The following is a 12,215-nucleotide window of genomic DNA, read 5'->3' as shown; positions in this document are numbered from 1 at the left end:
CTTTCTCGAACAACTGAACGAATAGGAGGGTGGGTCTATGAGTTTAAATATGACCCTGATTGGTGAATTAATCGCGTTTATCGTCTTCGTGCTGTTCTGCATGAAGTTTGTTTGGCCGCCGCTGAACAATGCGATTGAAGCTCGTCAGAAAAAGATTGCCGATGGCCTTGCAGCAGGTGAAAAAGCTGAGAAGAGTCTTGAAGAAGCGCAAGCAAAAGTTGCTGACGAACTGAAAGACGCGAAAGCGCAGGCTGCTGAGATTATCGCCCAAGCGAAAAAACGTGCGGACGAAACCGTCGAAGACGGCAAAAAGCGTGGCGAGCAAGAGCGCGAGAAAATCGTTGCTGCTGGTCACTCTGAAGTCGAGGCTGAGCGCAACCGCTTACGCGAAGAATTGCGCAAGCAAGTAGCTGTATTGGCTGTTGCTGGTGCAAGTAAAATCATCGAGCGTGAAATTGATAAAGACGCTCACAGTGACATTGTTGAAAAACTGGTCGCTGAACTCTAACCAAAGGGGTTTGTGCAAATGTCAGAATTGACTACGGTTGCTCGCCCCTATGCAAAAGCAGCTTTTGATTTTGCACTAGAGAACGGCGCTATCGAAAAATGGCACGATATGATTGCTTTTGCGGCCGCTGTTGCGAACGACGAAGCGATGGCCACGTTTTTGAGTAGCGCTGAAACGCTAGAAAAGAAAGTAGATGTTTTCATTAATGTGTGCGGCGAACAACTGGACGAGAATGGCCAGAACTTCGTACGGCTTATGGCCGAAAATGGTCGTTTGAAAGCATTAACAGCTGTGGAAAAACTTTATAGTGGTTTCCGTTCAGAACATGAAAAAGAAATCACTGTCGATGTGACCTCAGCGGTCAAATTGACGAAGAAGCAGCAGGACAATCTAGCGCAAACGTTGGAGAAACGTTTTTCACGCAAAGTTAAGCTGAATTGCAGTGTCGATGCAGCGATTGTCAGCGGCCTATACATTAAAGCTGGTGACACCGTGATTGACGGTACTGTGCGAGGCAAGCTCGATCGGCTTGCCCATGCACTGCAATCCTAATTGGGGACTTGAGCATGCAACTGAATTCAAATGAAATCGCAGAACTGATCAAAAAACGAATTGAACAGTTCGAAGTGGTCAGTGAAGCTCGTAACGAAGGTACTATCATCTCTGTAACCGATGGTATCATCCGTATTCATGGCCTTGCTGACTGTATGCAAGGTGAGATGATTGAGCTTCCTGGCAATCGTTACGCAATCGCGTTGAACTTAGAACGTGATTCTGTCGGCGCCGTTGTTATGGGTCCGTACGCGGATCTGCAAGAAGGCGTTAAAGTAAAATCAACAGGCCGTATCCTGGAAGTTCCAGTAGGTAATAAACTGCTGGGCCGCGTAGTGAACACCTTAGGTGAACCTATCGACGGTAAAGGTCCTATCGAAGCTGACGGCTTTGAGCCTGTTGAAAAAATCGCACCTGGCGTTATCGAACGTCAATCAGTAGACCAGCCAGTACAAACGGGTTACAAGTCTATCGATGCGATGATTCCAATCGGTCGTGGCCAGCGTGAGCTGATCATCGGTGACCGCCAAACAGGTAAAACTGCATTGGCAGTTGATGCCGTCATCAACCAGAAAGACTCTGGTATTAAGTGTGTGTACGTAGCTATCGGTCAGAAATCTTCGACCATTGCTTCCGTGGTACGCAAACTTGAAGAACATGGCGCCTTGGAAAACACCATTGTTGTTGCAGCCTCTGCTTCTGAATCAGCAGCGTTGCAATACCTGGCAGCCTACTCAGGTTGTACCATGGGTGAATTCTTCCGTGACCGCGGTGAAGACGCTTTGATCGTGTACGATGACTTGTCGAAGCAGGCTGTAGCCTACCGTCAAATTTCATTGTTGTTACGTCGTCCGCCGGGTCGAGAAGCTTATCCTGGTGACGTATTCTACTTGCACTCACGCCTACTTGAGCGTGCAGCGCGAGTGAACGCCGACTACGTTGAAAAATACACGAATGGTGAAGTGAAAGGCAAAACCGGTTCATTGACCGCTCTGCCAATCATTGAAACTCAAGCCGGTGACGTATCCGCCTTCGTACCTACCAACGTGATTTCAATCACGGACGGTCAGATCTTCTTAGAAACTGACTTGTTCAACGCTGGTATCCGCCCTGCTGTTAACGCTGGTGTCTCGGTATCGCGTGTAGGTGGTTCAGCACAGACCAAGATCATCAAGAAGCTTGGTGGTGGTATTCGTCTGGCATTGGCGCAGTATCGTGAGCTTGCAGCGTTTGCACAGTTTGCTTCGGATCTTGATGAAGCAACGCGTTCGCAGTTGGAGCACGGTCAGCGTGTCACCGAACTAATGAAACAGAACCAATATGAGCCAATGAGCGTTGCAGAAATGGCTGTGTCCATTTTCTCAGCTGAAAAAGGCTACCTCAAAGATGTGGCGCAGGACAAAATCCTCGACTTTGAAAGTGCGTTAATTTCGTACATGAAGAGCGAGTACGCCGATCTGATGGCTGATATTGATAAAACTGGCAACTATAACGACGACATCGACGCCAAGCTGCACGAAGGTCTGAAGACCTTCAAAAAAACGCAGTCTTGGTAAGCAACGTGGCCACTTCCAAAGAGTGGCCACACGTCGTTGAGTTAACAGGAGATTATCATGGCCAGCGGTAAAGAGATAAAAACCAAGATCGGGAGTATTAACAATACTCAGAAGATCACTAGTGCGATGGAAATGGTGGCTGCGTCCAAAATGAAAAAGGCGCAGGAACGTATGGCTGCAAGCCGTCCGTATGCCGACAGCATTCGCAAAGTGATCGGCCATGTTGCCCATGCCAACCTCGAATACAAGCATCCGTACTTAGAAGAACGTGATGTTAAACGAGTTGGTTACATCGTGATTTCAACTGACCGTGGTCTGTGTGGCGGTTTGAACACCAATGAATTTAAGCAGGTGGTCAAGCACGCTAAAGCACAGCAAGACAACGGTGTTGAGGTTGATTTCGCTGCGATTGGCAGCAAGGCAACGGGTTTCTTTAAACGCTTTGGAGGCCGTTTACTGGCGCAAAAATCAGGCCTTGGCGATAAGCCAAGTGTGAGCGATGTGCTTGGAACCGTGCAAGTGATGCTCGATGCTTTCGACGAAGGCAAAATCGACCGCTTGTTCCTGGTGTACAACAAGTTTGTCAACACCATGACGCAGGAGCCAACGATAGCGCAGATGCTACCGTTGCCGAAGGCGGACGAAGAAGAGCGGGATCGTGTGCAATCAGGTAGCTGGGACTACTTGTATGAGCCTGAGCCACAATCAATCCTTGATATGTTGATTCGTCGTTTCGTTGAATCAACGGTATACCAAGGTGTGGTTGATAATATCGCGAGTGAACAGGCTGCGCGGATGGTGGCAATGAAAGCCGCTACCGACAACGCCGAAGACCTCATCGATCAGTTGCAGTTGGTGTACAACAAAGCACGCCAGGCAGCGATTACGCAGGAAATTTCGGAAATTGTATCGGGCGCCGAAGCGGTTTAAGGCGAAGCTTGCAAGAATTTTAGAGTTAGAGGAAATGTCATGAGTCAAGGTAAGGTCGTGCAAATAATTGGCGCGGTTGTGGATTTCGAATTTCCACAATCAAGCGTGCCAAAGGTCTACGACGCGCTGAAGGTGACCGACGGTGACCTCAAGGGTTTGACCCTCGAAGTGCAGCAGCAGCTTGGTGGTGGTATCGTGCGGACAATCGCAATGGGTACTACTGACGGCCTGCGTCGTGGAATTACAGCAGAAAATACAGGCGAACCAATCATGGTGCCAGTGGGTAAAAAGACCCTTGGCCGTATCATGAACGTATTGGGTGAGCCAATTGATGAAGCCGGTGACGTTGGCGCAGAAGAGCGCATGTCAATTCACCGTGCAGCACCTTCGTACGAAGAACAGTCAAGCTCTACCGAGCTTTTAGAAACTGGTATCAAAGTTATCGACTTGATTTGCCCGTTTGCTAAAGGTGGTAAAGTCGGTCTGTTCGGTGGTGCCGGTGTTGGTAAAACCGTCAACATGATGGAGCTTATCCGTAACATCGCAATCGAGCACAGCGGCTACTCAGTATTCGCTGGTGTTGGTGAGCGTACGCGTGAGGGTAATGACTTCTATCACGAGATGAAAGATTCAAACGTACTCGACAAAGTAGCCTTGGTCTACGGTCAGATGAACGAGCCTCCAGGTAACCGTTTGCGCGTTGCGTTAACCGGTTTGACCATGGCAGAGAAGTTCCGTGACGAAGGTCGTGACGTACTGTTCTTCGTTGATAACATCTATCGTTACACCCTGGCCGGTACCGAAGTATCAGCATTGTTGGGTCGTATGCCATCAGCGGTAGGTTATCAGCCTACACTTGCTGAAGAGATGGGTGTATTGCAGGAACGTATTACTTCAACCAAGACCGGTTCAATCACTTCAATCCAAGCGGTATACGTACCTGCGGATGACTTGACTGACCCATCACCAGCAACAACCTTCGCTCACTTGGATGCGACCGTTGTATTGTCACGTGATATCGCGTCTTTGGGTATCTACCCTGCAGTTGATCCATTGGATTCAACTTCACGTCAGCTTGACCCGCAAGTTATCGGTAAAGAGCACTATGACGTAGCACGTGGTGTGCAGTCAGTACTGCAACGCTACAAAGAACTGAAAGACATTATCGCAATCCTGGGTATGGACGAGTTGTCAGAAGAAGACAAGCAGACCGTATCTCGTGCCCGTAAGATTCAGCGCTTCTTGTCACAGCCGTTCTTCGTAGCAGAAGTATTCACCGGCGCGCCTGGTAAATACGTTGCATTGAAAGACACCATTGCTGGCTTTAAAGGCATCTTAGACGGTGATTACGACGACCTTCCAGAACAAGCGTTTTACATGGTTGGCAGCATCGAAGAAGCGGCCGAAAAAGCCAAGAAAATGTAAGAACCGGGAGGTTTAAATGGCAGCAAAAACTGTACACCTTGACGTGGTCAGCGCCGAAGATAGCTTATATAGCGGCGCCGTAGAGACCGTGCAAGTGACCGGTAGCGAAGGTGAGCTGGGTATTTACCCAGGTCACGCGCCACTTATCACGAAAATCAAACCAGGTATGGTTCGCGTCGTGAAAGAAGGCGGTGACGAAGAAATCATCTACGTTGCTGGTGGTGTGCTGGAAGTGCAGCCTCACAACGTCACGGTTCTGGCTGATACAGCCGTTCGCGGTGAAGAGCTTGATGAACAACAAGCTCTTGATGCGAAAAAACGCGCTGAAGAAGCAATCGCAGATTCTAGCTCTGACCTCAGCTACGCTGAAGCTGCAGCAGAGTTGTCGCGGGCGTTGGCACAATTGCAGATTATTCGTAAAATTCGCAAGTAATTTGCACCAGCCTACTGATTTAAAAGCCCAGCCTCGTGCTGGGCTTTTTTGTGCAAAAATTCTGCAAAGTCGTCCGATTGTCACCCGTTTTCGCTTAAGGGCTCGTGCCCATGCTCACCGCTAAGCTCTGCTACGGCCACACCGCTCTCGTTTCGGTGCCGAATCCCTAAGATCTTTGGTTATAGCAGTCGTGTCAGCAAATCGACAGTGGCGGCACCGTCGGCTTTAACGAAAGTGACGCAATATACTTACGACACCAGAGGGCGGTTGTTGTGCGAAGCGGCACGCATGAATGCTGCAAGTTTTGGTGCTTTGCCAGCTTCGGCATGTACCTTAGGCAGTGAAGGTAGTGCCGGACCTGACCGCATTACCAGCTATAGCTATGATGCGAACTCAAATCTTAAAAGTACCCTGACGGGGCTCGGTACCGCCGCCGAGGGTATTGAGCAGTTCACGGCCTATACCGCGAATGGCGAAGTCAGCAGGCGTGAGGACGGTAATGGCAATAGTACAACGTACAGTTACGATGGGCATGACCGTCTGTACCGCACGACCTTCCCGGATGTGAGCTATGAGCAAAATGGTTATGACGCGAACGGTAATCTGACATCGTTTCGCAAGCGTGATGGGGTGACGTTGATCCATAGCTACGATAGCCGGGATCAGCGTACAAGCTCAGTCATACCGAACGAAAACACCATTTACTTTAGCTATGACAGTCTGGGCCGTGAAACTCAGGTCACCCGTGGAGCGCAAGTGGTGGCTTACGTTTATGATGGCCTGGGCCGACGTATCTCGGAACGTACGAATAATCGTACCCTGCTCTACAGTTACGACAGCGCAAGCCGTCGGACCCGCACGACCTTCCCGGATGGCTTCTATGTGACCTACAGTCATGATGCGGGTGGGCGGCTGACGGATATTTTTGAAAATGGCACGACGGGCGTTATTGATTTTAGTTACGACCGCCCGGGTCGGGTTAGCCGCATTGAGCGTGCTGGCAGCACCATCACCACGTTCAGCTACGACGGTATGAGCCGGGTGCTTGATTTCGATCACCAGGGATTCAACGACAGCAGTTACAGCTATAATCCGGCCAGTCAGTTGCAGAGCAAAACGGTCAGCAACGCGGATTATCAAATTCAGGTGCCGACGCTAAGCACTGAATTTTACAGCGTGAATAACCTCAACCAGTATACGCAAGTTACGGTCGATGGCCTGCCAGAGTACGCGAACTACACCAGTGCGGGCAATCTGGCTGGTTTTGATGGGTGGAGTTATGTTTACGATGCCCATAATCGCCTGGTGGCAGCGAACGGTCCTGACGATACGGTCACCCTTAGCTACGATGCTACCGGTCGCTTATCGCGCACGGTACACAACGGCGAAAGCATCGATTATCTGTACGACGGCGATGAGCTGGTGGCGGAGTATCACAGCAACGGCACGCTGTTGCGGCGCTTTATTCATGGCCTTGGTAACGATGACCCGGTCATTCGCTACGAAGGTGCTGGGGTAAACGCCCGCCGTTATCTGCTGGCGGATGAGCGCGGTAGCATCATCGCCGAGATGACCGCCAATGGCGGCCTGCTGCAAGCGCATCAGTACGATGCCTACGGCAACCCGAAGCACAGCAGCGATGCACGCTTTCGTTTTACCGGGCAAATTCTCATCCCCGGCACCGAGCTGTACTACTACAAAGCACGGATTTATCATCCAAAGCTAGGTCGATTCCTGCAAACTGACCCTGTGGGTTATGAAGACCAGATGAATCTTTATGCTTATGTGGGGAATGATCCGGTTAATATGGTGGATCCGAGCGGTAAATGGATTGTTCAACTAGTCGCGACCGTTGGAGGCGCGGTTATTGGTGGAGCAGCGGAATATTTAACGAACGATAATGCAACTTTCTCCTCTGTTGCACGAGCATCAGTAGTAGGTGGTGCTGTTGGATTAGCTAGCTCACTTGGTGGCGGAGTTGTATCATCGGCTTTACTTGGAGGAGGTGCGAGTGCTGCTGGTGAAATGGCCAATCAGATAGCGACAGGAGATATTAATGGAGCAAAAGTTGCTACGGCAGGAGTGACGGGTTTAGTTGGTGGTGCGGCAGCTAAGCAGACCGCTAATATTGTAAAAGGTGTTCTTACCAAGGGGTTACCGAATAATAGTGTAAGTAATGCATCGCACAATATGACACAATCTAGCTCACAGAGGGTTTTAGCTGATTCCCAATCCTTGACTAAAGCAGCCAGCAAATCTTCTGCGGCGGAAGCCCAAGTCGGGACTGGCTACGCAGCGGGTGCCGCAGCAGGTACAGCCGCTGCGGGTAAGGTTTGCGAACAAAGTTCAGGTTGTTAATAATGAGGTCTATTAAGTTTTCTGATTCAGTATCGGAAAGAGGTAAAAAGCTTCGACTATGGATACATTTGATAAATGTATGTGTTGTTTCTTTTCTCTATGTACTGTTAGTTCATAAAGTCGGAGCGGAGCTTGGTATTGATGTTAATAGGCCACTAAGGGAATATGACAAGCTTACTGTCTTAAGCGGGTTTGGATTAATGCTTCTATCGTTTATCCTGTTATATGGATTATCCTTTAAGATTCTTAGCTGGCTATTTTTTAAATTTAAGATTTAACTCAGTTTTTGAATCCAAAGCCTCGCTCGTGCGGGGCTTTGTTTTTACAGGAGGCTGATGACGTGTTGAAATTCTCCATTGCGCCAATGGCCGAGGGATTTCTTGCCATCAGGCGTGATGCGTTCGAAGAAATCTGGGAACTCTATATTTTTTCCATAAAGCGTTTGTCCCTGAGCTAGCAAGTCATGGCTTAATTTCTCGGATCGGCTGTCATGAGCAACCGTTTCAGATAAGGTAAGCACATCAAATTGACTAGTCATATTCTGCTCCCATCGGTTCCTAGTTTGCTCGCCATTGTTAGTGATGAAGTAATGCCATGCTTGGCGGCAAAAGTCTGGAGTTTCCTATCGTAAAAGCCTGCATCGCGTTTGTAACGGCAAAAAAATCTGATGACCGTGTTGGATTCATCATAGATTGCCCGAATATCATTTTCTCCCGCATCAATGGAAAATGATCCGTCGTCTAGCCGATACGCTGCTTGTCCGCCGACGAAGCACTCTTGGGCAAACCTCGACAGCACGTTTTCAACTTGCTCGGGCTTTACTGTCTGAAATAAAGTGTGGCAATAAGGCATATCTCTGGCTCTTGAGTTGCTGAGCCATAAGTATAGCAAATGCAGTTATGTAATCCCCCCGAAAAATCGCAGCAGTTATAAGTAGAAAACTCCGTCGAACTAAAACGAAGGAATTTTCTATGCGCAAATCACGGTACACAAACAGTCAGGTCGTAGCGATTCTGAAACAAAACGAGACCGGTGTTCCCGTTCCAGAGCTATGCCGTGAACCCGGTATGAGCTCCGCAAGGAAGCACTTGTGCAAAAATTCTGCAAAGTAGCTAAGCGCGTGCCCTACAAAACAATTTTCCACCTGTTAATTTCCTGTAATCTAGCTAGAATAGGGCTTTCAGATTAACCAACCGACAAATGGAAGGATTCATGGCATTGAGTGTAGTGGTTCTTGCCGCTGGTAAGGGCACCCGCATGCGTTCAGCATTGCCAAAGGTGCTTCATCCAGTTGCCCATAAAGCTATGGTGCAACATGTGATCGACAGTGCACGGCAATTAGATACGGACGCCATTCATGTGATTTACGGCCACGGTGCTGAGACGTTACTTGAACGTCTTGGTGGGCAACAGTTAAATTTTGTAGAACAGGCAGAGCAGCTTGGTACCGGACATGCGGTTCAGCAAATCGTGCCACACATAAACGACGACGAGCACGTACTCATTTTATACGGCGATGTGCCTTTGACCCGCGTTGAAACCCTGCAGGATCTGGTGAGAGCCGGCAGTGGAACCGACCTTGCACTACTGACGGTTACCCTTCCCGATCCGACCGGCTACGGCCGTATTATGCGTGACACTAACGGGCATGTGACGGGCATTGTCGAGCAAAAAGATGCTACTCCGGAGCAGCTGGCTGTCACTGAAGCTAACACCGGAATGATGCTGGTTCACGGCAAAGCCCTGAAGCGCTGGCTCGGACAGCTTTCCAATGACAACGCCCAGGGTGAATACTATCTGACGGACATCGTCGCCATGGCCGCCCAGGAAGGCGTTGCTATCGCATCGACCCAGCCGCGGGACATTCACGAAGTTGAAGGTGCCAATAACCGCGTCCAACTCGCAGCACTTGAACGGGCCTATCAACAACGTCAGGCGGAGCAGCTGATGCTCGACGGCGCCACCCTGCTCGATCCGGCACGGGTGGATGTGCGTGGTACGGTGCGTATTGCCAACGATGTGGTGGTGGACGTGAATGTCATTTTCGAGGGCCAGGTTGAGCTTGGCGAAGGTGTCGTGATTGAAAGCAACTGCATTTTGCGCAACTGTAGCATTGCGGCAGGTGCCCGCATAAAGTCGCACAGTATCGTCGAAGACGCTCAGGTAGGCGAAGATTGTGAGGTAGGACCTTACGCTCGATTGCGGCCGGGCTCGGTGCTTGAGCAAGGCGCCAAAGTCGGCAACTTCGTCGAGATGAAAAAGACCCGCTTAGGCAAAGGCTCGAAAGCCAACCACCTGACCTACTTAGGCGATGCAGTGATCGGTGACGGTGTTAATATTGGCGCGGGAACCATCACCTGCAACTACGACGGCGTCAACAAATTTACCACAGAGATCGACGACGGTGCCTTTATTGGCTCCAACAGTTCGTTGGTGGCACCGGTGCGCATTGGTAAACAGGCAACTGTCGGTGCGGGCTCAACCGTCACCAAAACCATTGAAGACGGCGAGCTTGGGATAGCTCGCGGTAAACAACGCAACATTACGGGCTGGCAACGGCCCCAGAAAAAGGGATAAGCAGTATGTGCGGTATTGTTGGCGCGACTTCAGAGCGCCGTATTAGCGAAATTTTGCTCGAGGGCTTAAAGCGCCTTGAGTACCGTGGTTATGATTCAGCGGGTTTGGCGGTGATGTCCGAGAATGGCCAGATTGAAAGCCTACGGCGCACCGGCAAGGTGCAGGAACTGAAAGATGCGGTCGGCGAGCATCCGCTTGGCGGCACCACTGGTATTGCGCATACCCGCTGGGCAACGCATGGCGGCGTCACGGAAGCCAATGCGCACCCCCATATTTCTAACGACTGCATCGCAGTTGTGCATAACGGCATTATCGAAAATCATTCGAAACTGCGGGAAAAGCTGCGTGAACTCGGCTATGAGTTTCGTTCAGACACCGATACCGAAGTGATTTGTCACTTGGTGCATCATGAGAAGCAGCAGCACGCTGACCTTTTCGATGCGGTACAGGCTGCAGTAAAGCAGCTTGATGGCGCTTATGGCACTGTGGTCATGGATTGTCAGGATCCCGGCCGCTTGGTGGTGGCTCGCTCCGGCAGTCCGCTGGTGATTGGACTGGGCATCGGCGAAAACTTTATTGCATCGGACCAGCTCGCATTATTGCCGGTCACCCGCAAATTCATGTACCTCGAAGAAGGCGACATGGCCGATATCACCCGCACCGAGGTGAAGGTATACGACAATTCGGGAAGCCGCATTGAGCGCGCCATCCACGAATCAGACGGTCAGTACGACGCGGGCGGGAAAGGTAACTACCGTCACTTTATGTTGAAAGAAATTCATGAACAGCCAAGTGCAGTGCGTAATGCGCTGGAAGGACGTCTGGTCGACGGCAAAGTCTCCGGTAACGCCTTTGGAGAAGGCTCAATGGACGTACTGAAAGACATAGAGCACGTACAGATTGTGGCCTGTGGTACCTCTTACCACGCCGGTATGGTCGCGCGTTACTGGCTCGAAGCCCTCGCCGGCGTGTCTTGCAATGTCGAGATTGCCTCAGAGTTCCGCTATCGGCAGTCGCATGTGCATCCGAACAGCTTGCTGGTGACTATTTCACAGTCCGGTGAAACTGCGGATACCCTTGCTGCATTGCGTCTGTCTAAAGAGCTTGGTTATAAAGGCTCGCTGACCATCTGTAACGTTTCGACCTCTTCGATGGTGCGTGAGTCGGATCTGGCTTATATGACCCGTGCGGGGACAGAAATAGGTGTGGCGTCAACCAAAGCGTTCACCACGCAGCTCGTTGGCCTGATGATGCTGGTGCTGGCCTTAGGTCAGTCACGCGGCCTGTCGGGTGACAAGCAGCAGCACATTGTCGGTGCCCTGAAAGCGTTACCGGCGAAACTGGAAGAAGCGCTGTTATTAAGTGATGAAATTGAAGCCCTGGCCCCGGAGTTTGCCGACAAGTTTCACAGTCTGTTCTTAGGCCGCGGTTCGCAATATCCGATTGCGATGGAAGGCGCGCTGAAGCTGAAAGAAATCTCGTACATTCACGCGGAAGCCTACGCCGCTGGCGAGCTTAAACATGGCCCGCTAGCGCTGATTGACGCGGAAATGCCCGTGATCGTGGTCGCGCCGAATGACGAGTTGCTCGAGAAGCTGAAGTCGAATGTTGAAGAAGTTCGTGCCCGTGGCGGCATCATGTACGTGTTCGCTGACAAAGACGCCCACTTCCAGGGCGACGCCAGCATGCGCGTGATCAACGTCAGCCACTGCGACGAACTCATCGCGCCTATCGTCTACACCATCCCGCTTCAACTGTTGTCGTACTTCGTTGCCATCATCAAAGGCACCGACGTTGACCAGCCACGGAACTTGGCGAAATCGGTGACGGTTGAGTAAGGGTTAGCTGGTTTTAGAAAAAGGGCTCTTCGGAGCCC

The 12,215-nt window shown here is 50.6% G+C and carries 11 protein-coding genes and 1 pseudogene; 10 read left to right on the top strand and 2 right to left on the bottom strand.

The features are described from left to right. Positions 1–37: 37 nt before the first annotated feature. The 7 genes from atpF to J6J28_RS07695 all read left to right on the top strand — a co-directional run bounded on the left by atpF (position 38) and on the right by J6J28_RS07695 (position 7,762). A complete protein-coding gene (atpF, locus tag J6J28_RS07725; RefSeq protein ID WP_301720891.1) occupies positions 38–508 on the top strand; it encodes a F0F1 ATP synthase subunit B in 471 nt (156 codons plus the stop codon). Positions 509–526: 18 nt separating this feature from the next. Beyond that, a complete protein-coding gene (gene atpH, locus J6J28_RS07720; RefSeq protein WP_301720890.1) occupies positions 527–1,060 on the top strand; it encodes a F0F1 ATP synthase subunit delta in 534 nt (177 codons plus the stop codon). Between the two features lie 14 nt (positions 1,061–1,074). Continuing rightward, positions 1,075–2,616: a F0F1 ATP synthase subunit alpha gene (gene atpA, locus J6J28_RS07715; RefSeq protein WP_301720889.1), complete on the top strand. Its 1,542-nt coding sequence runs from the start codon at positions 1,075–1,077 to the stop codon at positions 2,614–2,616. 57 nt (positions 2,617–2,673) lie between these two features. Beyond that, complete coding sequence (gene atpG, locus J6J28_RS07710) at positions 2,674–3,546, top strand: F0F1 ATP synthase subunit gamma (RefSeq protein ID WP_301720888.1); 873 nt, start codon at positions 2,674–2,676, stop codon at positions 3,544–3,546. A 39-nt stretch (positions 3,547–3,585) separates the two neighbouring features. After that, positions 3,586–4,971 carry a F0F1 ATP synthase subunit beta gene (gene atpD / locus J6J28_RS07705; protein WP_301720887.1) on the top strand — a complete coding sequence of 462 codons (1,386 nt, stop codon included), beginning with the start codon at positions 3,586–3,588 and terminating at the stop codon, positions 4,969–4,971. A gap of 16 nt (positions 4,972–4,987) precedes the next feature. Next, on the top strand, positions 4,988–5,404 hold the full coding sequence (locus J6J28_RS07700; RefSeq protein ID WP_126772413.1) for a F0F1 ATP synthase subunit epsilon: 417 nt from the start codon (positions 4,988–4,990) through the stop codon (positions 5,402–5,404). 288 nt (positions 5,405–5,692) lie between these two features. Beyond that, a complete protein-coding gene (locus tag J6J28_RS07695; RefSeq protein WP_301720886.1) occupies positions 5,693–7,762 on the top strand; it encodes an RHS repeat-associated core domain-containing protein in 2,070 nt (689 codons plus the stop codon). Positions 7,763–8,084: 322 nt separating this feature from the next. On the opposite strand, the gene J6J28_RS07690 is transcribed toward J6J28_RS07695, so the two are convergent. After that, positions 8,085–8,300, bottom strand: coding sequence for a hypothetical protein (locus tag J6J28_RS07690; RefSeq protein ID WP_301720885.1), 216 nt, complete (start codon positions 8,298–8,300; stop codon positions 8,085–8,087). Next, positions 8,297–8,614, bottom strand: coding sequence for a hypothetical protein (locus J6J28_RS07685; protein WP_301720884.1), 318 nt, complete (start codon positions 8,612–8,614; stop codon positions 8,297–8,299). The genes J6J28_RS07690 and J6J28_RS07685 overlap by 4 nt, the downstream gene beginning before the upstream one ends. A 119-nt stretch (positions 8,615–8,733) precedes the next feature. Here J6J28_RS07685 and J6J28_RS07680 point away from each other — a divergent pair. From J6J28_RS07680 to glmS, 3 genes and pseudogenes are all read left to right on the top strand, one after another. Continuing rightward, positions 8,734–8,841, top strand: a pseudogene (locus J6J28_RS07680) (transposase); the annotation flags it as partial. A gap of 133 nt (positions 8,842–8,974) precedes the next feature. Next, positions 8,975–10,339 carry a bifunctional UDP-N-acetylglucosamine diphosphorylase/glucosamine-1-phosphate N-acetyltransferase GlmU gene (gene glmU / locus J6J28_RS07675; protein ID WP_301720883.1) on the top strand — a complete coding sequence of 455 codons (1,365 nt, stop codon included), beginning with the start codon at positions 8,975–8,977 and terminating at the stop codon, positions 10,337–10,339. A 5-nt stretch (positions 10,340–10,344) separates the two neighbouring features. Further along, positions 10,345–12,177 (top strand): glutamine--fructose-6-phosphate transaminase (isomerizing), encoded by a 1,833-nt coding sequence (gene glmS, locus J6J28_RS07670; protein ID WP_301720882.1) that lies wholly within the window; start codon positions 10,345–10,347, stop codon positions 12,175–12,177. Positions 12,178–12,215 lie beyond the last annotated feature (38 nt).

It is taken from the genome of Pseudidiomarina terrestris, from assembly GCF_030466375.1.
GTDB lineage: Bacteria > Pseudomonadota > Gammaproteobacteria > Enterobacterales > Alteromonadaceae > Pseudidiomarina > Pseudidiomarina terrestris.
Note: the sequence above shows the minus strand (reverse complement) of the source record. Positions and strands in the feature narration are given on the sequence as shown.